The organism is Halomonas sp. ALS9, from assembly GCF_001651035.1.
GTDB lineage: Bacteria > Pseudomonadota > Gammaproteobacteria > Pseudomonadales > Halomonadaceae > Vreelandella.
Map to the genome: position 1 here is coordinate 680,792 of NZ_LXRG01000192.1, position 22,078 is coordinate 702,869.

Below are 22,078 nucleotides of genomic sequence, written 5' to 3' on the forward strand. Positions count from 1 at the left end.
TGGTGCATGCTTTGGGAGCACTTCTGCACCTTCATCGACTGGGAACATAATAATATGAAAACATTTGCACGTAGCACGCTGGTTCTGGGTGTCTCACTGGCGCTGGTAAGCGCCGCGAACGCCAACGATTTTGCTGATATGGATCCCGTTACCCTGCGCCTGGCCCATGTGGTCAATGAGCAGGATGGTTTTCACATTGCCGCCACCAAGTTTGAAGAGCTGGTGGAAGAACGTACCGACGGCAAGGTGGATATCGAGATCTACCCTAATGCCACGCTAGGTGACGAACGCACGCTGCTGGAAGGCATGCAGATCGGCACGGTGGATATGGGCGTGATTACCAACGGCCCGGTGGCCAACTTTGTCGAAGAGATGGCGGTGTTTGAACTGCCGTTCCTGTTCCCCTCCCCGGAAGCCGCTTACGCAGTGCTCGATGGCCCGATTGGCCAGGAGCTGCTCGACAAGCTTTCCGAGGTGAACCTGAAAGGCATGGCCTACGCCGAGCGCGGTTTCCGCAACCTGACCAACAGCGAGCGGGCAGTGAATTCGCCGGAAGACCTGGACGGCCTGCGTATCCGCGTAATGGAGAACCCGGTTTACACCGATACCTTCCGCGAGCTGGGGGCTAACGCTATCCCCATGGCGTGGACGGAAGCGCTCACCGCCATGCAGCAGGGCACCATCGACGGCCAGGAAAACCCGGTGAACGTGATCCACTCGTTCAACCTGGATGAAACCCAGAACTACATGACCCTTTCCCGCCATACCTACGCTCCCGCGATTTTTGTCATGGGCATGCCCGCCTGGAACCAGCTGCCTGAAAACGCCCAGGAAGTATTGCTAGCGGCAGCTCAGGAAGCGGCCGAGCATGAGCGCCAGGTGAACGCCGAGATGGAGAGCGAACAGCTGCAAGCGCTGCGCGATGCGGGCATGGAGATCAACGATACGCCGGATATGGAAGCCTTCCAGGCGGCTGTTGCGCCGGTGTATGAGAAGTACAGTGAGCAGTTCGGTGATTACCTGCCGCGCATTCAGGAGGCGCTCAAGTAAGTGACCACACTGACTCAACCGCTGTTAAGGCTGCTAAGGCGAATTGAGCGCGGGCTGGATGCGATCATCCAGCCCGTGGTCTTTGCGGGCATGGCGGCGCTGATTGGGGTGATTACCCTACAGATTGTCTCGCGGGTGTTTTTCAGCGCAGTGGGCTGGACAGAAGAAGTCGCCCGCTTTCTGCTGGTGTGGATCACCTTTTTAGCGGGCACTTTGGCATTCCAGCGTGGGCGGCATATTGCCGTGACCTTTGTGGTCGACGCCCTGCCCGGCCGCCTGCGCCAAATAGCAAAGCTTGCCGCCCTGCTGATCGTGCTGGCGTTTATGATCGCGCTGATTGTGATCGGCTACCGCTATATGCAGGTGCAGAGCTTTCAGAAATCCGCCTCGCTGCGGCTGTCGATGACCTACGTTTACGCGGTGATGCCGATCTGCGCGGCCATTATGGCCTGGTATGCGCTGGTCGATATTGTTGAGCTGCTGATTAACGGCGAAACCGCCCAACCCCAGGAGGAGTCGCTATGACGCTGCTGCTGTTTGGGCTGTTCTTCCTGTTTATGCTGCTGGGTGTGCCGATCGCCTTTGCGATTGGCGCCAGCACGCTCTACGCCCTTTACCAATCCGGCGTACCGCTGATGGTGGTCACCCAGCAGATGTTCCAGGGCATTAACTCCTTTGCCTTGGTCGCCATCCCAATGTTTATCCTCGCCGGGGATTTAATGGCCCAGGGCAAGGTAAGCGAAAAGCTGGTCAGCTTTGCCGATTCGCTCGTCGGCTTTATGCGCGGTGGGCTTTCGGTGGTTTCAGTCATGGCAGGCATGTTCTTTGCGGCCATTTCAGGCTCAGGTGCTGCGACGACTGCCGCCGTGGGCTCAAGCCTGGTACCAGAGCTTAAGCGCAAAGGCTATGACCCGGCCTCGGCGGCCAGCTTGATTGCCGCCAGCGGTACCATTGGGGTGGTGATTCCGCCCTCGGTGCCAATGATCATCTACGCGGTCATCGCCCAGCAGTCGGTTTCAAAGCTGTTTCTCAACGGCTTTTTGCCGGGGTTAACGATGGGTTTAGGATTAATGGCGATTGCGATCACCCAAGCCTATAAGCGCCAGTACCCCAAAGGCACGCCGCTGTCGCTGGCGACCATCTGGAATACCTTTAAAGACGCCAGCTGGGGATTGATGACGCCGGTGATTATCCTCGGCGGTATCTTCACGGGGAAATTTACCCCTTCAGAGGCCGCCGTGGTGGCGGTGAACTACGCCATGCTGGTGTCGCTGTTTGTCTACCGTGACCTGACGCTGCCGCAGGTTTATAAGCTACTGATCCGTTCGGCGATGACCACCGCGGTGATTATGCTGGTGATTGCCATGTCGGCGGTGTTGAGTTGGACGCTCTCAAGCTGGCAAGTGCCGGGGGCGATTGCCCAGGCGGTGCTATCCCTTTCCACCAATCCTTATGTGATTATGCTGCTGATCGTGGGGATTATTCTGCTCACCGGGGTGTTTATCGAAACCGCCAGTGCGCTGATTATTCTCACTCCAGTGCTGCTGCCGCTGGTGCTGCAGTTGGGGATTGACCCGATCCACTTTGGTTTGATTATCGTAGTGGGGCTTTCTATTGGCATGATTACCCCGCCGGTGGCGATCAACCTCTATGTGGCGTCTTCGATTACGCAACTACCGCTGGAGCGGATTACCCGGGCGATTATCCCTTACCTGCTGGGGCTGATCGGGGTGCTGCTACTGGTGGTTTATGTGCCGATTTTGTTGGGCTGGTCGGGGCATTAGCCAGAAACGCAACGGGGCTTGCCAATGGCAAGCCCCGTTTTTATACCCGCTATAGCGTTAGGCGTTAGAACGCCTCCCACTCATCTGCAGCGTGCTTTGCCGTTGCCGGTGAGGGCTTGGATGATGGCTGTGATGAGGCGTGCGATGAAAGCGCGGGGCGCTTCAAGCCATTATCACCGCCACGCTGCTGAGACGCCGGAGAGGCTAGCGCCTGATGCTGTGGCTCGTCTTCACCGAGCACAAAGGAGTTGATTAGCTGATTCAGATGCTCTGCATGGCGGCGCATATTGGCGGCGGCGGTGGTTGACTCTTCTACCATGGCGGCGTTCTGCTGGGTCATGGTGTCCATTTCAGCCACGGCGGTGTTGATCTGGCCGATACCGCTGCTCTGCTCTTTGGCACCGGCGGTGATCTCGCCGATTACATCGGTGACTTTCGCGACGCTAGAGACGATCTCGCGCATGGTGTCGCCCGCGCTACGCACCAGCTTCGCGCCCGATTCAGTGTGCTGAACAGATGTATCGATAAGCGCACGAATCTCTTTGGAAGCATCGCTTGAACGGCTGGCCAGCACCCGCACCTCTTGCGCCACTACGGCAAAGCCACGGCCATGCTCGCCCGCCCGTGCGGCTTCCACCGAAGCGTTAAGCGCCAGAATATTGGTCTGGAAGGCAATCGCATCGATCATGGTGATGATGTCGCTGATGCGCGATGCGGAGTCGTTGATATCGCGCATGGTGGTCTCAACCTGCCCCATGGCAGTCTCGCCTTCGCGGGCCACATCAGCAGTAGACTGAACCAGCGTGTTGGCCTGCTGGGCATTGTCAGCACTGTGATTAACGGTTGAGGTGATCTCCTCCATGGAAGCTGACGTTTCCTGGAGATTGGCCGCCGCCTGCTCGGTTCGGGTGGCAAGCTCATCGGAGCTTTGTGAGATCTCACTCGCCGCTTGGTGGACGCTCAGCGTACTACTGCGCACGTCGCGCAACGTGGTCTGCATGCGCGCCACAAAGGCGTTAAATTGTGCGCTTAGCTCGCCAATCTCATCGCCGCTTTCAACCGCTAAGCGACGGGTTAAATCACCGCGCCCCTGAGCAATATCGTGCATCGCCGCGGTCGTGCGTTTGATCGGCCCCAGCGTGCGACGCACTAGGCCATACGCGATCAGCGCAATAACGATAAATAGGCCCAGCCCCAACAGGGAGGCAAATATAATGCCTTGGCGCAAATCAGCGGCAGCCGCGGCTTCAAGCTCGGCAATGGCGTCGTCAGCATCGGTAACGTAAACCCCTGCACCAATGAGCCAGTCCCATTTTTCAAGGCGGTCAACGAAGGAGTGCTTGGGTTCAATTCGGTTGGTACCTGGGTAGTCCCACATATAGCTGTAGAAGCCACCACCACTCTGGGCGAGCTTAATGATCTCGCGAATCAGGTAAGTGCCATCAGGCGTTTGCGCGTCGATCATGTTGGTGCCTTCACGCTCTGGTGCAGGCGCCGTGACGATATTGTTACCGTCATAGTCGTAGATGAAGATGTAGTTGTTATCTTCAAAGCGCATGGAACGCACCAGCTCGGCTACCCGCTGTTTGGCAGCCGCATCGTTGGCACCGGCTTGTTCGTAAATGGGCTCGATGGCAGAAGTGGCCATCTGGACGATATCGCGCACCGCTTTGCGGCGCTCTTCAATCAGCATTTCACGCTGTTCTGCCAATACGTCGTGGGTGTCTTGGATGTTGCTGTAGGCTTTAAACCCGACCAGGGCAACCGTCACTATTAGAAGGGGGAGCAGTACCAGTATCAGCACCTTGGTTTGTAAACCCAGGGCGCGTTTAGAAGCAGAGGGAGTGGTCATTTGTGAGCAAGTTCCAAAGTCTGTCTTGAGGGATGAGTTTTTAATAGTTATAGGGGCCTTATCGACCTAAAATGCACAGACTTTAACCAATTTGCGGTGTTTTTTTACTTAATATTCAATTAATTAACAATTAATACTTAGGTTCATAACCTAAGTTAAGGCTTCCGATAGCGTATACGTTCATCCTGAAGTGGTGGTGGCCAAGGATGGCCCGTTTTAAGCTAGATGCTTAGCCACCTTCTTCGGTTGCCCTGACCTTTCTACCGCCTGGTCAGGGCGACCTTTTTGTTTTTAAGGCTTACCTTCATCAGTGCTTTCGACCGCCGCCATCTTAACCCAGCCCCATCCATTCCTGACTTTCTTGATCGTTGCCCTTGTTAATTGCTAGCGCCATGGGCGTATCATGGCATTAGCAAGTCACAAGGAGAATGGCAAGCATGGTTCAAACCCCCTCATTTTTTAGCGCTGTCTTGCTCCTGCTCCCTCGGTTGGCTCACTTTGCCTGGCGCGTATTACGCAATTTTTTTAAAAATCACGGCATCCTGCTCGCCGGCGGCGTGGGCTACAATATTTTGCTCTCTATCGTGCCGCTTTTTGCCGTGCTGGTGGTGCTATTAACCCACGTGGTGGATCAGCAGCACCTTCTCAATGTACTGTCGATACAAGCACGCCATATGGCACCCGCCCATGCCGAAGTCTTGGTTGAGGCCGTGCGCAGCCTGCTGGATTCCCGGGATGTCATCGGCATTCTGAGCTTTCCCATTTTGTTGCTGTTCAGTTCCTTCGCCTTTCGTATGCTGGAAGACGCTTTAGCGATCATTTTCCATGCGCCGGATAGCCCGCATATCAAGCGTAGCGCCTGGGTATCAGTGCTGCTTCCTTATGCCTTTATGGTGGTTCTTGGGGCGGCGCTTATGGTGCTCACGCTGGTGGTCACCCTGGCCAGTTCGCTGAATGCGCTGGTCATGCTGTTATTTGAACGGGAGCTGCCTTTGGCGGGGTTTTCAGAGCCAGTGCTTAACATAGCCAGTTTCACCGGGGTGTTCCTGTTGTTCAGCGCTATCTATAAAGTGCTGCCAGTGGTGCGCATTGCCTTGCGTCGAGCAATCGTAGGCGGCTTTGTGGCAGCCCTGCTATGGGAAGGGGTTCGGCTGTTACTGGTCTACTATTTCGCCAACCTCTCATTCGTTAACGCCGTCTACGGTTCATTGGCGGCGCTGGTGGTCGTATTGATTAGCCTGGAAGTGGGCGCCGTCATTTTACTGTTGGGCGCCCAGGTGATTGCCGAACTGGAACGCAATACCCGCCTTGGGCTGCCATGGTACGTCAATCCAAATCGCCAGCCGATTACACGGGTTGATTGACGTTAGCTAGCGGTCGCTTCGGCCTGCGGACGCCGCTCATCAAGCATCCCTTTATCGAGAATAAAGCGGATGATCTCTTCCAGCCCCACCCCGTCATACAGATTGGTAAACACAAAGGGCCGTTCGCCGCGCATTTTTTTCGAATCGCGCGCCATGATGTCGAGCGATGCGTGCACCTGCTCGGCGATATCCATCTTGTTGATAATCAATAGATCTGATTTGGTGATACCCGGCCCGCCCTTGCGGGGAATTTTGTCGCCTGCGGAGACGTCGATCACGTAGAGCGTGAGATCAGAAAGCTCGGGGCTAAAGGTGGCCGAAAGATTGTCGCCGCCCGACTCCACCATGACCAGCTCCAGCTTGGGATGGCGCGCCTGTAGCTCGTCGATGGCCGCCAGGTTCATCGAGGCATCTTCGCGGATCGCGGTATGCGGGCAGCCGCCGGTTTCTACCCCCAGAATGCGATCCGCCGGTAGGGCATCGTGCTTAAGCAGGAAGTCGGCGTCTTCGCGGGTGTAGATATCGTTGGTGACCACGGCGATATCGTAGTAATCCCGCAGCGCTAAACAGAGTTGCTTGAGTAGCGCCGTTTTGCCAGACCCTACCGGGCCGCCCACGCCAATACGTAAACAGTGAGTCATAATGAAAATCTCCTAACTTCTAAACAGTCGTGAATACTGGGTTTCGTGTAGAGCGCTTGCCAGGGCTAAGCCGGGCAGCACGGGGCCTAGCTCGTCGTCATCTAATGTAAGCGCTTGGTCAACGGCAGCCACTAATGCTGGCCGCAGCTGTTCTATAACGCGCTGGGCGGCGGTGTGGCCTAGCGGCAAGGCTTTGCAGGCCACCGCAAGCTGGTTTTCCAACCACGCCCAGGCAAAGCCCAGCAAGGTTTGGCGAACAGACACGCCGCGGGCATGCGCCGTATAGGCAAATAGAGTCACATAGCCTGCATGATCCGGCAGCAAGGGCAGTGGTAAGTCCTCACTTGGCAGTTGCTCTTCTATTGGCAACGGCTCTTCTATTGGCAATAAGTCCAAGCTGCCCAGCAGGCGTTTAAGCGAGGCGCCCAGGCGGGTATCTTCCGCGGCTAACTCAGCAGTTTCCCGCGTAGCGGCCAGCCACTCATCCCAAACGGCAATGGATTCACCATCTGCCTGATCAAACGCTTCGTGCAAACGCGCCAGCACCGGCAGCTCACAGCGGGTTAGGCCATCTTCCAAAACGCCATTCAGCCATTCAGCAAGACTGGCTTCATCGCGTACCCAGTCAAGCTCAAAGGCGCTTTCCAGTCCTTGGGAGAAGGCAAAAGCACCGATGGGTAGCGCAGGGCTGACCAGTTGCATTAAGCCTAGCAGCGCCAGCTCATCGCTTTGGCTTTTTAGCGCAGCTGAATCAGTGGGCATGGTGGTGCTCATGTGCGTGGTCGTGAGAATGCCCATGGTCGTGGGAATGGCCATGACCGTGCGAATGGGAATGCCCGCCGCCCACTTGGTTATAGGCGCCGGGCTCTGGGTCGAAGGTGGCGTTGTGGTGCTCTAGCTTGGCACCCAATAATTCGGCGAGCTCTTCCAGCACGTGGTCTGGCGGAAAGCGCACCCAGGCACCCTTGTCGTCTTCACCCAGCGCCAGCTGTACGTGGCGATTGCCTAGGTGGTAGGCAAGCCGCGCCAGCGGTAAGCCAGCACTCACTCGCGCGGTAACCACCGGTTCTACTGCCGCGCAGACGCGCACGACTTCGCCGCTTTCGGCTTTCAGGCCTTCACCGCTGCGCAATACTGGGCCGCGATCTAGGAATAGACCCAGTTCACGGCCGCTATCGCTTTGGGCTTTCAAGCGCCCGCGGATGCGTAGCTCAAAGGGCAGCGTCAGCGTGTCGCTCGCCGCGCTTTCCTCTATCAGCCCTAAACGTTCTATCAGTTTCAGCATTGCTATCGTCCTTTCGCTATCTATGAGGCTGTGCCGGGGGTAGGCCTACGAGAGGGCGCTGTGAATACATCCTGTACGCTACTTTTGCCATCTGACCTCCATGGATGGAGGAAATGCCGGAAATGTAGGGAACAATTTCCGGCCATGGCAAAAGACCCTCTCTACGGCCTACCCCCGTCACCTCTACCTAAGTGAAATAGCCTTAATTAAAATAAATGATAGCGCTGAGCCAGCGGCAATTCGGTGGCGGGCTCGCAGGTTAAAATTTCGCCATCGCAGCGCACTTCATAGGTTTGTGGGTCGACGGTTAAATCGGGGCAGGCGTCGTTGAGCTTCATATCCTGCTTGCGCACTTGGCGTACGTTTTTACACGCCGCTAGTTGGCTATTGAGGCCCAATGTCTCTTTAATGCCAGCGTCTAACGCAGCCTGGCTAACAAAGCTAAGCCGGGTTTGGCTAGCCGCACGACCCAGGGCGCCGAACATATAGCGGTAGTGTACCGGCTGGGGCGTCGGAATCGAGGCGTTGGGGTCGCCCATGGGCGCCGCCGCAATCATGCCACCTTTGATCATCATCGCCGGTTTTACGCCGAAAAAGGCCGGTTTCCACAGCACTAGATCCGCCAGCTTACCCACTTCGATGGAGCCTACTTCATGGGCAATACCGTGGGTGATCGCCGGGTTAATGGTGTACTTGGCGATATAGCGCTTGGCGCGGAAGTTATCGGCGCCCAAAGCTTCGTCTTCTGGCAGCAGGCCGCGCTGTACCTTCATCTTATGCGCGGTTTGCCAGGTGCGGCAGACCACTTCGCCAACCCGCCCCATGGCTTGGGAGTCTGAGGCAATCATCGAGATTACACCCAGATCATGCAGAATATCTTCCGCGGCGATGGTTTCGCGGCGAATACGTGAGTCGGCGAAAGCGACGTCTTCGGGAATATTGGGGTCGAGGTGGTGGCACACCATCAGCATATCGAGGTGTTCGTCGATGGTGTTGACCGTGTAGGGCCGTGTCGGGTTGGTGGAGGACGGCAGCACGTAGGCTTTCGAGCAGGCAGTGAGGATATCCGGGGCGTGACCGCCGCCTGCGCCTTCCGTGTGGTAGGTGTGAATGCAGCGCTCATTAAACGCCGCCAAGGTGTCCTCCACAAAGCCCGATTCGTTCAGGGTATCGGTGTGGATCGCTACCTGCACATCGTAAGCATCGGCGACGTTGAGGCAGTTATTGATCGACGCGGGCGTGGTGCCCCAGTCTTCATGCAGCTTAAGGCCCATGGCGCCCGCTTGAAGCTGTAGCTCCAGGGATTCCGGCAGGCTGGCATTGCCTTTGCCCAGAAAGCCGATGTTCATGGGCATATCGTCCACCGCCTGCAGCATTTTGCCGATATGCCAGGCGCCGGGGGTGCAGGTGGTGGCGTTGGTGCCGGTGGCCGGGCCGGTGCCGCCGCCGAGCATGGTGGTAATGCCGCTCATCAGCGCTTCTTCCACTAGCTGTGGGCAGACAAAATGGATATGGGCATCCAGGGCGCCAGCGGTGAGAATTTTGCCTTCACCGGCGATAATTTCGGTGCCAGGGCCAATCACGATCTCGACATCCGGCTGGGTATCCGGGTTACCGGCTTTGCCAATCGCGGCAATGCGGCCATTTTGAATGCCCACATCGGCTTTAACGATGCCCCACCAGTCTAAAATCAGCGCGTTGGTGATGACTGTATCCATCACCGTGTCGTCGGCACGCTGGCTCTGGCCCATGCCGTCGCGGATCACTTTGCCGCCGCCGAACTTCACTTCATCACCGTAGTGGGTGGCGTCTTTTTCGACTTCGATCCACAAGTCGGTATCGCCCAGGCGCACGCGGTCGCCTACCGTGGGGCCGTACATATCGGCGTAGGCTTGCCGACTGATCTTGTTAACTGGTTTCATTGCTTACCTCCATCGAGCGCACCCATCACATCACCACGGAAGCCGTAAATTTCCCGCTTGCCCACATAGGGAATCAGCGTGACTTCACGGGTTTGGCCGGGCTCAAAGCGAATCGCCGTGCCTGCGGCCACATCCAAGCGGTAACCCCGCGCCTTAGCGCGATCAAAAGTCAGGGCGGGGTTGGCTTCGGCAAAGTGATAGTGGGAGCCAATCTGAATCGGCCGGTCGCCGGTATTGGCCACTTCAACGCTGATCCGCTCACGGCCCACGCACAGTTCGATTTCACCGTCTTTTAACTGATATTCACCGGGAATCATTTGGTTGCTCCTTCGTTTTGTTGTGAGGTGTAAGGAGTAAGATGTGAGGAGTAAAACCACTCACCCCTAACCATTCACCCCTCACCCTTAACCCCTCACACAATAGGCGTATGAACAGTGACCAGTTTGGTGCCGTCGGGGAAAGTAGCTTCCACCTGGACGTCGTCGATCATTTCGGCGACGCCTTCCATCACGTCGTCACGGCTGAGGATCTCACGGCCATAGCTCATTAAATCCGCTACGCTGCGGCCGTCCCGGGCGCCTTCCATAATCTCAAAGCTGATTAGCGCCACCGCCTCGGGGTAGTTGAGCTTTAAACCGCGTGCTTTGCGGCGCTCGGCCAGTTGGGCGGCGGAGAACAGCAGCAGCTTGTCTTTATCTCTCGGGGTTAATTCCATGGCATATGTCTCCAGCAGTGCATCACAGGGATACTGATTAGGTTAGCCAAATTCGTGGCGTATGTGCGGCGCGGTCGATCCAACGGGGGCGCAGCAGGTGCCAGGCTTGTTCACATAGCGCCCAGGCTTCATTGCGCGAGTTACCTAAATAGCGCAGCAGTAGAACGCCATGACGGACGGTAACTGCCCAGCGCGGATTATCCGGTAGCGCTTCACGCAGGGCATCATTCGCCGCAGGCGCGTCAGCAATGCCCACCGCCCACAGCGTCGCCTGCACGGTGGCACCGCCTTGGCCCCAACGACCTTTAAAGCGTGGGTGAAGCGGATCAAGCGGCTGGCGCTCTAGCCACAGCGGCTTGCCATCCAGGGTTAAGCGAAAGTGCTGCTCAATCCGCCCGGAAATATAAGGCAACTCGCTGGCCGGGCGGCCTAGCGCCATCACTTCCCAACCCAGGCAGCGGGCGCTGCCGTGAAGGTCAATCTGGGTGCGCTGCTCGCCCTTGGAGCCATCAAAGGCGATGGTCTCCTGGGGCAGCCACTCAAGGGTGCCGCCCTCTTCAACGCTCAACTGGGTGTGCTGCGTCCAGGCAACGCCCTGGCTGTCGGCTTTATAGAGTTTATTAGCGGCAGGCGTGGTGAGTAGCGCATGGGCGCCGCGCTCTACGTGGGCGCTGATGGTAAGTGCATCGCCGCTGACCAACCCGCCCGGCGGGTGCAGGACGTAGATATGACACGCCTCATCACTGCCTTCCGGGTAAAACGGACGCTGCACCCGTAGCGGCCCGGCGTGGCGGGCTTGCACCATGCGGGTGGCGCCATCGCGGTTGGCAAAGCGTAACGCCAACGAAGCCGCCCAGTGGCGGCCTTCGTCGAAGCGGTGGCCGGAGGCAACGTGTGGTTTTGCGAGGTCGCACAGAATCATGGGTAGCTATCGCTTCCTTTTCACTAAGCCTTTGGCAGACAGATATTCACTGTGCCCTTTAACTTAATAGAAGCAATTAATGCGCCAAAATGGTGAAAAACTCTATTGGGCGTTCAAAGCGGGGGTATAAGCCAAATAACATGGCAGACTCCTTCTTCTTTAAGCACTATTTACGCACTAAAAAAGATCAAAGACAGGAAAAAAGCACCAAAAAAGTGCATTAACAGGCCTGGTTTACATTTCCAGCACCATCACTGCACCACGACCCGGTCTCGCCCGCCGCGCTTAGCTTGATAAAGTGCTTGGTCTGCCCGCTGCAGGGAGTGGTGATAGTCAGGATGTCCGTCGTGGAGCGTAACGCCCACGCTAATCGTCACGTTAAGCAGCGTATCCGCGCCCGCGAGCAGCGGCTCTTTAGCCACCGACTGGCGTAACCGTTCAGCAAATAATCGACTACCCTCATGATCGGTATCCACGAGTACAATTAAAAACTCTTCGCCGCCCATGCGAAACACGTAATCTCCGCCCCGGGTGGAGCGGTCAAAAATACTCGCCACCTGCTGCAGCACGCTGTCGCCTGCGTCGTGACCATGGGTGTCGTTGATCGACTTGAAGTGATCGATATCGACCATTAACAGCGCAAAACAGTGCTCCGAATGGCGGGCAATATCGATTTCGCGGCTGAGCACGACCGGTAGAAACTTGCGGTTGAGTAAGCGGGTCAAGCTGTCGCGTCCGGCATCTAAACCGGAAGCACGCTCGAGTACATCGTCGAGCAGCATCAACACTGTGCGGGTGGCATCTCGAATCTCGCCCAGCGCCTCAAGCCGCTGGCTGGAATCTTCATGTAGCAGGACTTCCAGCCATTCACGATCCACTTGCTGAATATGCCGGGAGATAGTGGCGATCTCCGGCGCGCCCTCAAACGCATGGCACGCTTTATGGAGATACCAAAGACCAAAATCGGAATTGGCTAACTTCGGCAGCGTAGCGATATCGTGCTGGGCAGCCACCGCAAACATCAGCGCATTTTCCCAATTGAGCAGCGCCGAACGCTGGCGCTCACGCTCGTCACCGATGCTTTGAGTGAGGGAAAATAGCTTGTACGCCTCTTCGGTGCGCGCATTACGGTCGCTGGCCACTGAGTAGGCGTGGCTCATGATTTCCATGGCCATATCGATATGCTCGGAGACATACACCGAGGCATTGCCTGGGGAGAGCGGGCTTTCAAACGTGGCGCTAATTTGCTGATAAAACGCCTGCTTCAGCTGGCGTGCCCCGTTAAGCACCAGGTTGACCGGTATATCGATGCGGGCATGCACCTGTCCAACTTTCTCCTGCTGCTCAACCAGAGCTTCAAAATCGGCGTGCTCAACGGTAAACATCGCCTTCAGCCAACGCTGCATAGAGGGATTTAAGCGCTGTTCCACTTGATCATTAGACAGAAACAGCGAGGCATGCGGGTCTTCCAGCATCACCCGATAAAAATGCTCAGCAAAGCGTTCACCGTGGCTCTCCACCAACGTCTCTACTGCTTGCCGCAGCGGCTTAGGCGTGCGTTCTAGAAGCGTTTGCCACTCGGCGGCGAGCTGATGTTTATCTTTATAGCGCATACCCCACCCGATTCTGATTGCTAAAGCCATCCATGTTACAGACAAAGAATCGCCTATAACCGAACACAGAACAGGGTTTTAGTGAATAGAGGCGCTCTTAGTTGATCACTGCCTCAGAGGCTTTTCGACTATGTGTATTCCTTGACGGGTGCCAACACACACTGTATATCAATTGATACATCTCTGAGGTATCAAAAGAGGAAGTCACTATGGATGCCCATTTCACTCAATACCAACCACCCAAAGCCTTAGCTTCGGGTTACTGGCAACAAATTGGCCTGCCTTCCCGTGGCCGCAAGCTGCATGAGTTATTGCATGAAGGCGTGGAGTACCGAGTTTACCCCCAGCTTGCCAAAGTATCAGGTATCGAGCAGAAAGCACTGGCGGGTTACGTGGACATTCCCCCTGCCACGTTGAGTCGCCGCGCCAAGTCGGGCCGTTTCAAGATGGCGGAAAGCGACCGGCTGTACCGCTTTGCCGAACTCTTCAAAGCAGCGCTGGATCTTTTCGAGGGTGATGCAGAGGGCGCCCGCGCCTGGCTGCTCAAACCCAATGCCGGGCTGGGGGGGCGCAGGCCGGTCGAGATGAGCGCTACCTCGGCGGAGTATCAAACGGTGCTTAACCTGATAGGGCGGCTGGAGCACGGGGTCTCGGTATGAGCGAAGTCACCGCTTACCGGCTGGTGAAGCGCAAGTTTCAAGAGACAGCGTTTGATGGCGAAGGTGCACGGCTTTACGGTGGGCGCTGGAACAGCCCAGGCAATGCCTGTGTATATGTGGCAAGCTCTGAATCGCTGGCGCTATTGGAAATTATGGTGCATCTGGAAAGCTATCGCCTGCTAAATGCCTATGCGCTGCTGCGCCTGACGCTGCCCGCCGAGAGCATTTTAAGCGTTGGCGTCGAAGATCTACCGGAAAACTGGCAGGAAGCGCCAGCGCCAGCAGAGACTGCTGAGCTAGGTGATGGCTGGCTGACATCCGGCCAAAGTCTGGCGCTGGCACTGCCTAGCGTGGTGGTGCCGAGAGAGCTCAACTACATGCTCAACCCGGCACACCCTTTATTTGATCACGTCGTCGCCACGGCCGAGGCGCTAACCTTCCAACCCGATTCAAGGCTCTGAACCGGGTGTGGATAACTTAAACCGTCAGATGCTGCTTGATCAGCTCATTAGAGAGCTCACTGATCTCTCCTTTGGCCACCGGGCGGCCGCGATCCATGATCACGAAACGGTCGGCGTACTTGCGGGCAAAAGGTAGTTTCTGCTCTACCAGTAACACCGTTAAACCGTCTTCGTTGATCAACTGGCGGATTACCTGGCCAATTTGAGCGACGATATTGGGCTGAATGCCCTCCCCCGGTTCGTCCAGAATCAGCAGCTTAGGCTCAATGACCAGCGCGCGGCCAATGGCCAGTTGCTGCTGTTGCCCGCCAGAGAGATCGCCGCCACGGCGGTTTTTCATCTCTTTAAGCACCGGGAACAGCTCGTAGACCCGCTCGGGGATTTTCTTCAGCCCGTCGCTGCGGGCGGCAAGACCGGTGCGCAGATTGTCTTCCACGGTGAGCAGCGGGAAGATTTGTCGCCCCTGGGGCACATAGCCGATGCCCAGGCGCGAGCGCTCTTCCACCGCTTTCTTGGTTAGCTCAATCTCGCCCGTCTCAGTGGTGTAACGCAGCTTGCCGTTTTTCACCGCGACTTCGCCCATAACGGCTTTTAATAGCGTGGTTTTGCCTACGCCGTTACGCCCCATCACGCAGGTGCACTGGCCGGTGGGCACGTCAAGATCCAGATCCCAAAGGGTATGGCTTTCGCCGTAAAACTGGTTGAGTTTTTCGATCGCGAGCATCAGGCGGCCTCCTCATCGTCTGCACCCAGGTAGACCTCGATGACTTTGGGGTCGTTGGAGACCTGATCCATACTGCCTTCCGCCAGCACGCTGCCTTGGTGCAGTACGGTCACCTGGCGAGCGATTGAACGTACAAAGCCCATATCATGCTCCACCACCACCACGGACTGCTTTCCAGCAAGCCCGGTGAGCAGCTCGGCGGTGCGCTCCATCTCCTGCTCGGTCATGCCCGCTACCGGCTCATCCACCAGCAGCAGGCGTGGGCGCTGCATCAGCAGCATGCCGATCTCCAGCCACTGCTTCTGGCCGTGGGAAAGAATCCCCGCGGGCTGATGGCGAAGCTCCGCTAAGCCGATGGTTTCCAGTACTTCGTCGATACGGTCTTTGATTTCACCGGTCATACGGGCTGTAAGCGTAGGGAAGATCCGCTTATCGGCGGCCATGGCCAACTCAAGATTTTCAAATACCGAAAGCGCTTCAAACACCGTGGGCTTTTGAAACTTACGGCCAATGCCCAGGCTGGCAATATCGGGCTCGTTCATATTCAACAGGTTATGGCGGCTGCCGAACCAAACGCTGCCGCTAGTGGGTCGCGTTTTGCCGGTGATGATATCCATCATGGTGGTTTTACCCGCCCCGTTGGGGCCGATAATGCAGCGCAGCTCACCGTCGTCGATGGTTAGGTTGAGATTATTGATGGCTTTGAAGCCATCGAAGCTCACGGTGACATCTTCCATGTAGAGAATCGGGCCGTGGCGGACGTCCACCGGCGAGGCCTGGGGCGCCATGAAATCGAATACACGGTCACGCTGGGTCAGCGATTGCAGCAAACTCATGCGGAGGCCTCCTTGGGTGTGGGATCAGCGTTCGGGTCAGCATTTGCCGTATCGTCGCGTTTGCGACGTTTGAGATAGCGAAACAGCCCCGCCACCCCTTTAGGCAGAAACACCGTGACCAGTACGAACATCGCCCCTAGCGCAAACAGCCAGGCATCGGGCATGACGCCGGTAAAGATGGTTTTGGCGTAGTTGACCAAAATGGCGCCAATCACCGCACCATATAGCGTGGCACGGCCGCCTAGCGCTACCCACAGCACAATCTCGATGGAGAAAATCGGTGAGAACTCGCTGGGGTTAATAATCCCCACCTGAGGCACGTAGAGCGCTCCCGCCAAACCGGCCAGCATGGCGGAAACCACAAACACAAACAGCTGAAAGCGTTCGACCCGATAGCCGAGAAAGCGCGTACGCGCTTCGGCGTCCCGAGTAGCGATGCTGACCCGGCCCAGTTTGCTGGTAACAATCGCCCGGCAGAGGATAAACCCCAGCGCAAGCGCGACCCCGGTAGCCAGGAAGAGCCCCAAACGGGTGGCATCACTGCGTAAGTCAAAGCCGACAATTTCGCGGAAATCGGTCAGGCCGTTATTACCGCCAAAGCCCATTTCATTGCGAAAGAAGGCCAACATTAAGGCAAACGTCAGCGCCTGGGTAATGATTGATAGATACACCCCGGTGACCCGTGAACGGAACGCTAAAAAGCCGAACACCAGCGCCAGCAGCCCCGGTGCCAGCAGCACCATGGCAAACGCAAACCAGGCCATATCGAAGCCCTGCCAGAACCACGGCAGGCTGTCCCAGTTCAGGAACACCATAAAGTCGGGCAGTACCGGGTGGCCGTAGGTGCCGCGATCGCCAATTTGGCGCATCAAATACATGCCCATGGCGTAGCCGCCAATGGCAAAAAAGGCGCCGTGGCCGAGGCTTAAAATACCCAGATAGCCCCACACTAGATCCACCGCCACCGCCAGCAGCGCATAGCTTAAGTATTTACCGAACAAATTGACCGTATAGGCGCCAATATGCAGCGGGTTATCCGGTGGCACCGCCACGTGTAGCAGCGTCACCAGTGCCAGCGCGGCGACTAAAACGCCGAGAAAAATCTGCGTCGAACGTTCGCTGAACGGGCGTGTTAGCCAAAAGTTTGTCGATGATTCGGTCGTTAATGACATCGTTTAGCCCTCCGCAGCCCGGCCCTTCTGCGGGAAGAGTCCACGCGGGCGTTTTTGAATGAATAGGATGATAAAGACCAGCACGATAATTTTGGCCAGCACCGCGCCTGCCCAGGGTTCCAGCACCTGGTTGATAACCCCCAGCGATAGGCCAGCGACTAGCGTACCCCACAGGTTGCCCACACCGCCGAACACCACCACCATAAAGGAATCGATGATGTAGTTCTGACCCAAGTTGGGGCCGACGTTAGTCAGCTGGGATAGCGCCACACCGGCAAGACCGGCGACGCCGGAGCCCAGCGCAAAGGTCATGATATCCACGCGGGTGGCGCGAATACCCATGGAGCGCGCCATAGCGCGGTTCTGGGTCACGGCACGTACCTCAAGCCCCAGCCGGGTGCGGCGCATAATCAGCATTAGGCCCGCGAACACCACCAGCGCAAAGCCGAGTACGTACATACGGTTGAGCGTGAGCGACAGCGCATCGTTAACCACCAGCGAGCCGCTCATCCACTCGGGGGTGATGACGGTACGGTTGAGCGGTGAAATCACCGTGCGCACTAGCTGCTGGAGAATCAAACTGATACCGAAGGTTGCCAGCAGGGTTTCCAGCGGACGGCCTTTGAGGAACTGGATAACGCCGCGTTCAATCGCCACACCAGCTAGCGCGGCCACCATAAAGCCGGCGGGAATCGACAGAATCAACGCCAATCCTGGTTGGCCAGGTAGCAGTTGCTGCATCGCCCAAGTGGTATAGGCACCGAGCATCATCAGCTCGCCGTGGGCCATATTGATCACGCCCATGACGCCAAAGGTGATCGCCAGGCCAATCGCCGCGAGCACCAGCACCGAACCCAGGCTCAAACCGAAATAGAGCGTTTCCAAACCGCGGTTGATTTTGAGCTGCTGCTCGATGCCCGCCAAAGAGGCTGCTGCGGCGTTGGCGACCACCGGGTCATCACCATTGGCCGCTCGGCTTAAGGCCACACGAGAGCGTGGGTGCAGGCTGCCATCCAGCGCTTCGACCCCGGCCATTTCACCCGCTTCAGCGCGATAAATCGCCACCGCCTGGGTCAGGCGATAGCGCACTTGATCATCTTCCTCCTGCTCGATTAGCTCATTAATGGGCTGCACTAGCTCACCGTCCACCTCGCCTAATAAGCGCTCAGCCGATGTACGGCGGCGCTCAACGTTGGGCGAGTAGAGGTCAACGACCGCAATGGCACTGCGCAGTTGATTACGCAAATTGTTATTGATACCAACGCGCTCCAGGTCGCGGCGGGACATCTCGCCCAGCGCTTCGCCGGTCAGCACATCGGCCACCGGCCAGTCACGGCCACGGTTCTCCAGCACCAGCACAAAGCGGCCGTCTTCGGTGCGCTGTAAGCGGCCATCCAACAAGGCCTGCAGCCAGTCGCGGGCGCGCTCGTCGTCGCTTTGCAAGATAGCGGTGATGGCTTCGCCTTTGGCGGTGTAGGATTCAACGTCCAGCGCTTCTAACAGTTCGAGCGCGGCCGTATCATTACTAGAGCTGCTGGCGGCGTCTGTTGATTGTGCCTGCGCGGTGAGAGTAGTCCCCACCAGCAGGAAACAGAGCAGCGCCAAGGAAAGGAAACGCCTCATGGGGTTCTTCCTTTGGTTATCTAAGAGGGAAAGATAGCGTGCTCCTTGCCGCGCTTACCATCGAACCACGGCGCGGCAAGGGGGTGTTATGCGTTACTCAGCGAGTGCCGCTTCGGCTTCTTCTGCTGCGGTGCTGCCACCGCATGAACCGTTAACGACGTTGAAGTTGCCGCACTCCATCGGCTTGCGCCAATCGGCAATCAGGTCGCGCGAGCCAGGCAGGTAGTCAGACCAGGCGTCGCCCGCCACGGTAGACGGTGTTTGCCAAACGATATCGAACTGGCCGTTGTCTTGAATTTCCCCAATCAGCACCGGCTTGGTGATGTGGTGGTTGGGCATCATCGCCGCATAGCCACCGGACAAGTTAGGTACGGTTACACCGATAATGGCGTCTTTCACCGCATCGACGTCCGTAGTACCCGCTTTACGCACCGCCTCAGCCCACATATTGAAACCAATGTAGTGCGCTTCCATGGGGTCATTGGTGACCGCTTCTTCGTCGCCGGTGTACTCAATCCAAGCATCGATAAAGTCGTAGTTGTCGTCGTTATCGACGCTCATGAAGTAGTTCCAGGCGGCCAGGTGACCCACCAGCGGGTCGGTATCGATACCGGTCAGTTCCTGCTCACCCACAGAGAAGGCGACGACCGGAATATCGGCAGCGTCGATCCCCTGGTTAGAGAGCTCGGTGTAGAAAGGCACGTTGGCGTCGCCGTTAACCGTGGAGATCACTGCGGTGGGTTTACCCTCTTCACCGAAGCGACGAATTTCGGCCACGATGTTCTGCCAATCGGAGTGGCCGAACGGCGTGTAGTTGACCATGATGTCCTCTTCCGCGATGCCGTGTTCATCCTTAAGGAACGCTTCGAGGATGCGGTTGGTGGTGCGCGGATAGACATAGTCGGTACCGACCAGCGCAAAGCGCTCGATACCCACTTCATTGATCAGGTACTCAACCGCAGGAATGGCCTGCTGGTTAGGTGCCGCGCCGGTATAGAAGACGTTTTCAGAGGACTCTTCGCCTTCGTACTGTACCGGGTAGAACAGCAGCCCGTTGAGCTCTTCGACGACCGGCAACACCGCTTTACGGGACACCGAGGTCCAGTTGCCGAAGATCACGTCCACTTCTTCTTGGGCCAGTAGCTCGCGGGCGCGCTCGGCAAATAGCGGCCAGTTAGAGGCGGGGTCAACTACCACGGCTTCTAGCTGACGACCCAGCAAGCCACCGGCTTCGTTCTGCTGTTCAATGAGCATTTCGACGGTGTCTTTAAGAACCGTTTCACTGATCGCCATGGTGCCGGAAAGTGAGTGCAGGATACCGACTTTGATCGGGTCTTCGTCTTGGGCGATGGCCTGGGTGCTGGCACCCATAACAGCGGCGGTCAGCAGAGCCGTTGCGAAACGGCCACCTGACAGGAATGGGCGCGGGTGTGTCGAGCGTTTGAGAGTGTTCATTGTTAATCTCCTTGCACCCCTTATGGCTGGGGTTTGTTATGACCGAGGCTTGATGATTGGCTTCGCACTTGGGGTTGTTGTGTTAGCTACCCCAATACGTCCACTAGCCAATACATTTACTAGCCATTAACACCTGCAAGGGGTGCGCCAGATTGGCACAAAGTGGTCTTATAGCTATTTAATCAGCCACTTAATAATCATCATAAAATTTCAACATTCCCTGAATGCACCAAAATAAAGCGCAACACCGCTACCCAAGCACGCTCTCAATGCACCAACAAGATACGGCGCACCAATTAAGCACACGGGCTTTTTGAACACATACCGATAACGCAATACTCACCTAATGGTTACAAATACACTCTTTGTTATCAGTTAAAAAACTCGATAAAAAGAGGTAAATAAAAAAAGATAAAAAAAGATAAAAAAAGATAAAAAAAGGAGCCTTGGTATCACCAAGGCTCCTCGCTATTCACCCTTTTAAATGGCGGTGCTAAACAGCCACGTCGGGCGAAATCTTCTTACGCCGTTTTTTCAGTAACGGTAGACCGAGTGACAGCACGGCAACTACCAGCAGGCCTAGCGAAATGGGCTTGTCGATAAAGGTCGTCCAGTCGCCACCAGAGATCTGCAGTGCGCGGCGCATGGACTCTTCCATGATGTTGCCCAAAATCAGCGCTAGAATCAGCGGCGCCGCGGGGAAGCCAAACAGGCGCATGCCCAGGCCGACCAAACCAAAGCCAAGCAGTAGCAGCAGATCAAATACGCTGAAGCTCATACCGTAAACACCGATCATGCAGAAGATCAGTATCAGCGATAGCAGCAATGGGCGAGGCATATCGAGAATTTTGGCGATATAGGGAATCAGCGGTAGGTTAAGCGCCAGCAAGAAGATATTACCGACATACATACTGGCCACCACGCCCCAAAATACGTCCGGCCGCTCTGTAAGCATCATCGGCCCGGGGTTAACGCCCATGACAAGCAACGCACCAAGCAGAACGGCGGTGGTGCCTGAACCAGGTACACCCAGCGTTAGCAGCGGCACGAATGAGCCGGTACAGGCAGCGTTGTTGGCGGCTTCTGGTGCCGCAACGCCCTTAATATTGCCGGTTCCAAAGGTGTCGCCATCTTTGGCAATGCGCTTTTCCATGCTGTAGCCAAGGAACGAACCGATAGTTGCGCCCGCGCCTGGCAGTACGCCGGTGAAGAAACCCAATATCGAACTACGACCAATCGGGCCAGCGATTTCTTTCACTTCGCTACGGGTTAATTTCAGCGAGCCAATCTCATTGCGGGGCATTTCTTTACCACCGCCGCCACGCAGCAGCATATAAAAGACTTCTGCCAAGGCGAAAATACCCAGCGCCACCACCAGGAAGTCGATACCGTCGAGAAGCTGGATCGAACCAAAGGTAAACCGCTCGGTACCGGTCTGCGTGTCGATGCCAATAATCGAGATAATCACCCCCACCACAGCGGCAATGAGTCCTTTAACCAGCGACTTGTCCGACAACGAAACGACAGCGGTTAAACCCAGCACCATAAGCGCAAAGTATTCAGCAGGGCCAAAACTTACGGCCACTTTTGATAATAGAGGTGCGACCAACATTAAAAAGACGACTGAAATGGTACCGCCAGTAAAGGAAGCGTAGGCAGCAATTGCCAGCGCTTTACCCGCCTGACCTTTTTTAGCCATTGGGTAGCCGTCAAAGGAGGTCGCCACGGTACCCGCGACGCCGGGAGCATTAAGCAGGATCGACGACGTAGAGCCACCAAAGATGGCGCCGTAGTAAACCCCTGCCATCAAAATCAAGCCCGATGAAGGCTCCATGGCAAAGGTGATAGGAATCATCAAGGCAAGTGCACTGATAGGGCCCAGGCCCGGCAGCATACCGATGATGGTGCCAGCAAATACGCCGGCAAAAACGTAGGCAATATTGATTGGCTCAAGCGCGATGCCAAAGCCGTACATCAAATTATTGAAGGCATCCATGGGA

21 protein-coding genes are annotated in these 22,078 nt (G+C 56.6%); 6 read left to right on the plus strand and 15 right to left on the minus strand.

The genetic code is table 11. The features are described 5' to 3' along the window. The first annotated feature begins 54 nt into the window (after nt 1-54). The 3 genes from A6R74_RS16890 to A6R74_RS16900 are packed head-to-tail and all read left to right on the plus strand — an operon-like array spanning nt 55 to nt 2,834. Entirely contained in the window at nt 55-1,050 is a 996-nt protein-coding gene (locus A6R74_RS16890; protein ID WP_064235626.1) for a TRAP transporter substrate-binding protein, read from the plus strand. Next, nucleotides 1,051-1,575, plus strand: coding sequence for a TRAP transporter small permease (locus A6R74_RS16895; RefSeq protein ID WP_064235627.1), 525 nt, complete (start codon nt 1,051-1,053; stop codon nt 1,573-1,575). It begins immediately after the preceding gene. Continuing rightward, on the plus strand, nt 1,572-2,834 hold the full coding sequence (locus tag A6R74_RS16900; RefSeq protein WP_064235628.1) for a TRAP transporter large permease: 1,263 nt from the start codon (nt 1,572-1,574) through the stop codon (nt 2,832-2,834). The genes A6R74_RS16895 and A6R74_RS16900 overlap by 4 nt, the downstream gene beginning before the upstream one ends. A gap of 64 nt (nt 2,835-2,898) precedes the next feature. Here A6R74_RS16900 and A6R74_RS16905 read toward each other — a convergent pair whose 3' ends face one another. Beyond that, the gene (locus tag A6R74_RS16905; RefSeq protein ID WP_064235629.1) at nt 2,899-4,686 is read right to left on the minus strand and encodes a methyl-accepting chemotaxis protein; all 1,788 of its coding nucleotides are present in this window, start codon (nt 4,684-4,686) and stop codon (nt 2,899-2,901) included. Between the two features lie 437 nt (nt 4,687-5,123). Here A6R74_RS16905 and A6R74_RS16910 point away from each other — a divergent pair, with 437 nt between their 5' ends. Further along, on the plus strand, nt 5,124-6,050 hold the full coding sequence (locus A6R74_RS16910; RefSeq protein WP_064235630.1) for a YihY/virulence factor BrkB family protein: 927 nt from the start codon (nt 5,124-5,126) through the stop codon (nt 6,048-6,050). A 2-nt stretch (nt 6,051-6,052) separates the two neighbouring features. Here A6R74_RS16910 and ureG read toward each other — a convergent pair whose 3' ends face one another. From ureG to A6R74_RS16950, 8 genes are all read right to left on the minus strand, one after another. Continuing rightward, nucleotides 6,053-6,691 carry an urease accessory protein UreG gene (gene ureG / locus A6R74_RS16915; RefSeq protein ID WP_064235631.1) on the minus strand — a complete coding sequence of 213 codons (639 nt, stop codon included), beginning with the start codon at nt 6,689-6,691 and terminating at the stop codon, nt 6,053-6,055. Between the two features lie 12 nt (nt 6,692-6,703). Then, nucleotides 6,704-7,453, minus strand: coding sequence for an urease accessory protein UreF (locus A6R74_RS16920; protein ID WP_082906725.1), 750 nt, complete (start codon nt 7,451-7,453; stop codon nt 6,704-6,706). Beyond that, nucleotides 7,443-7,976, minus strand: a complete 534-nt coding sequence (ureE, locus tag A6R74_RS16925; RefSeq protein ID WP_064235633.1) for an urease accessory protein UreE — start codon at nt 7,974-7,976, stop codon at nt 7,443-7,445. Before ureE ends, A6R74_RS16920 begins: the two co-directional genes overlap by 11 nt. A 206-nt stretch (nt 7,977-8,182) precedes the next feature. Further along, complete coding sequence (ureC, locus tag A6R74_RS16930) at nt 8,183-9,898, minus strand: urease subunit alpha (protein ID WP_064235634.1); 1,716 nt, start codon at nt 9,896-9,898, stop codon at nt 8,183-8,185. After that, a complete protein-coding gene (locus A6R74_RS16935) occupies nt 9,895-10,215 on the minus strand; it encodes an urease subunit beta (RefSeq protein WP_064235635.1) in 321 nt (106 codons plus the stop codon). Before A6R74_RS16935 ends, ureC begins: the two co-directional genes overlap by 4 nt. Nucleotides 10,216-10,310: 95 nt before the next feature. Further along, nucleotides 10,311-10,613: an urease subunit gamma gene (locus A6R74_RS16940; RefSeq protein ID WP_007112420.1), complete on the minus strand. Its 303-nt coding sequence runs from the start codon at nt 10,611-10,613 to the stop codon at nt 10,311-10,313. A gap of 37 nt (nt 10,614-10,650) precedes the next feature. Further along, nucleotides 10,651-11,535 (minus strand): urease accessory protein UreD, encoded by an 885-nt coding sequence (locus A6R74_RS16945; protein ID WP_064235636.1) that lies wholly within the window; start codon nt 11,533-11,535, stop codon nt 10,651-10,653. 251 nt (nt 11,536-11,786) lie between these two features. Beyond that, a complete protein-coding gene (locus A6R74_RS16950; RefSeq protein ID WP_064235637.1) occupies nt 11,787-13,148 on the minus strand; it encodes a diguanylate cyclase in 1,362 nt (453 codons plus the stop codon). A 209-nt stretch (nt 13,149-13,357) separates the two neighbouring features. Here A6R74_RS16950 and parS point away from each other — a divergent pair, with 209 nt between their 5' ends. Continuing rightward, complete coding sequence (parS, locus tag A6R74_RS16955; protein WP_064235638.1) at nt 13,358-13,807, plus strand: type II RES/Xre toxin-antitoxin system antitoxin; 450 nt, start codon at nt 13,358-13,360, stop codon at nt 13,805-13,807. After that, complete coding sequence (locus tag A6R74_RS16960) at nt 13,804-14,268, plus strand: RES family NAD+ phosphorylase (protein WP_064235639.1); 465 nt, start codon at nt 13,804-13,806, stop codon at nt 14,266-14,268. Before parS ends, A6R74_RS16960 begins: the two co-directional genes overlap by 4 nt. Nucleotides 14,269-14,284: 16 nt before the next feature. Here the strand turns inward: A6R74_RS16960 and urtE are convergent, their stop codons facing one another. The 6 genes from urtE to A6R74_RS16990 all read right to left on the minus strand — a co-directional run bounded on the left by urtE (nt 14,285) and on the right by A6R74_RS16990 (nt 22,074). Then, nucleotides 14,285-14,992: an urea ABC transporter ATP-binding subunit UrtE gene (gene urtE, locus A6R74_RS16965; protein WP_064235640.1), complete on the minus strand. Its 708-nt coding sequence runs from the start codon at nt 14,990-14,992 to the stop codon at nt 14,285-14,287. After that, nucleotides 14,992-15,828 (minus strand): urea ABC transporter ATP-binding protein UrtD, encoded by an 837-nt coding sequence (gene urtD, locus A6R74_RS16970; protein WP_064235641.1) that lies wholly within the window; start codon nt 15,826-15,828, stop codon nt 14,992-14,994. Before urtD ends, urtE begins: the two co-directional genes overlap by 1 nt. Then, on the minus strand, nt 15,825-17,000 hold the full coding sequence (urtC, locus tag A6R74_RS16975; protein WP_064235642.1) for an urea ABC transporter permease subunit UrtC: 1,176 nt from the start codon (nt 16,998-17,000) through the stop codon (nt 15,825-15,827). Before urtC ends, urtD begins: the two co-directional genes overlap by 4 nt. Before the next feature lie 3 nt (nt 17,001-17,003). Then, nucleotides 17,004-18,623 carry an urea ABC transporter permease subunit UrtB gene (gene urtB, locus A6R74_RS16980; RefSeq protein ID WP_064235643.1) on the minus strand — a complete coding sequence of 540 codons (1,620 nt, stop codon included), beginning with the start codon at nt 18,621-18,623 and terminating at the stop codon, nt 17,004-17,006. A 93-nt stretch (nt 18,624-18,716) separates the two neighbouring features. After that, a complete protein-coding gene (gene urtA / locus A6R74_RS16985; RefSeq protein ID WP_064235644.1) occupies nt 18,717-20,078 on the minus strand; it encodes an urea ABC transporter substrate-binding protein in 1,362 nt (453 codons plus the stop codon). A gap of 493 nt (nt 20,079-20,571) precedes the next feature. Beyond that, nucleotides 20,572-22,074 (minus strand): tripartite tricarboxylate transporter permease, encoded by a 1,503-nt coding sequence (locus A6R74_RS16990; protein ID WP_064235645.1) that lies wholly within the window; start codon nt 22,072-22,074, stop codon nt 20,572-20,574. Nucleotides 22,075-22,078: the final 4 nt, after the last annotated feature.

Excerpts from the sequence above, each read along its gene's own strand:
- A6R74_RS16905 (WP_064235629.1), bottom strand. The coding sequence starts at position 4,686 with ATGACCACTCCCTCTGCTTCTAAACGCGCCCTGGGTTTACAAACCAAG.
- ureE (WP_064235633.1), bottom strand. The coding sequence starts at position 7,976 with ATGCTGAAACTGATAGAACGTTTAGGGCTGATAGAGGAAAGCGCGGCG.
- A6R74_RS16945 (WP_064235636.1), bottom strand. The coding sequence starts at position 11,535 with ATGATTCTGTGCGACCTCGCAAAACCACACGTTGCCTCCGGCCACCGC.
- urtE (WP_064235640.1), bottom strand. The coding sequence starts at position 14,992 with ATGCTCGCGATCGAAAAACTCAACCAGTTTTACGGCGAAAGCCATACC.
- A6R74_RS16990 (WP_064235645.1), bottom strand. The coding sequence starts at position 22,074 with ATGGATGCCTTCAATAATTTGATGTACGGCTTTGGCATCGCGCTTGAG.
- A6R74_RS16920 (WP_082906725.1), bottom strand. The coding sequence starts at position 7,453 with ATGCCCACTGATTCAGCTGCGCTAAAAAGCCAAAGCGATGAGCTGGCG.
- A6R74_RS16910 (WP_064235630.1), top strand. The coding sequence starts at position 5,124 with ATGGTTCAAACCCCCTCATTTTTTAGCGCTGTCTTGCTCCTGCTCCCT.
- urtB (WP_064235643.1), bottom strand. The coding sequence starts at position 18,623 with ATGAGGCGTTTCCTTTCCTTGGCGCTGCTCTGTTTCCTGCTGGTGGGG.
- A6R74_RS16900 (WP_064235628.1), top strand. The coding sequence starts at position 1,572 with ATGACGCTGCTGCTGTTTGGGCTGTTCTTCCTGTTTATGCTGCTGGGT.
- urtD (WP_064235641.1), bottom strand. The coding sequence starts at position 15,828 with ATGAGTTTGCTGCAATCGCTGACCCAGCGTGACCGTGTATTCGATTTC.
- A6R74_RS16935 (WP_064235635.1), bottom strand. The coding sequence starts at position 10,215 with ATGATTCCCGGTGAATATCAGTTAAAAGACGGTGAAATCGAACTGTGC.
- A6R74_RS16940 (WP_007112420.1), bottom strand. The coding sequence starts at position 10,613 with ATGGAATTAACCCCGAGAGATAAAGACAAGCTGCTGCTGTTCTCCGCC.
- parS (WP_064235638.1), top strand. The coding sequence starts at position 13,358 with ATGGATGCCCATTTCACTCAATACCAACCACCCAAAGCCTTAGCTTCG.
- A6R74_RS16950 (WP_064235637.1), bottom strand. The coding sequence starts at position 13,148 with ATGCGCTATAAAGATAAACATCAGCTCGCCGCCGAGTGGCAAACGCTT.
- A6R74_RS16890 (WP_064235626.1), top strand. The coding sequence starts at position 55 with ATGAAAACATTTGCACGTAGCACGCTGGTTCTGGGTGTCTCACTGGCG.
- urtC (WP_064235642.1), bottom strand. The coding sequence starts at position 17,000 with ATGTCATTAACGACCGAATCATCGACAAACTTTTGGCTAACACGCCCG.
- A6R74_RS16960 (WP_064235639.1), top strand. The coding sequence starts at position 13,804 with ATGAGCGAAGTCACCGCTTACCGGCTGGTGAAGCGCAAGTTTCAAGAG.
- ureC (WP_064235634.1), bottom strand. The coding sequence starts at position 9,898 with ATGAAACCAGTTAACAAGATCAGTCGGCAAGCCTACGCCGATATGTAC.
- urtA (WP_064235644.1), bottom strand. The coding sequence starts at position 20,078 with ATGAACACTCTCAAACGCTCGACACACCCGCGCCCATTCCTGTCAGGT.
- ureG (WP_064235631.1), bottom strand. The coding sequence starts at position 6,691 with ATGACTCACTGTTTACGTATTGGCGTGGGCGGCCCGGTAGGGTCTGGC.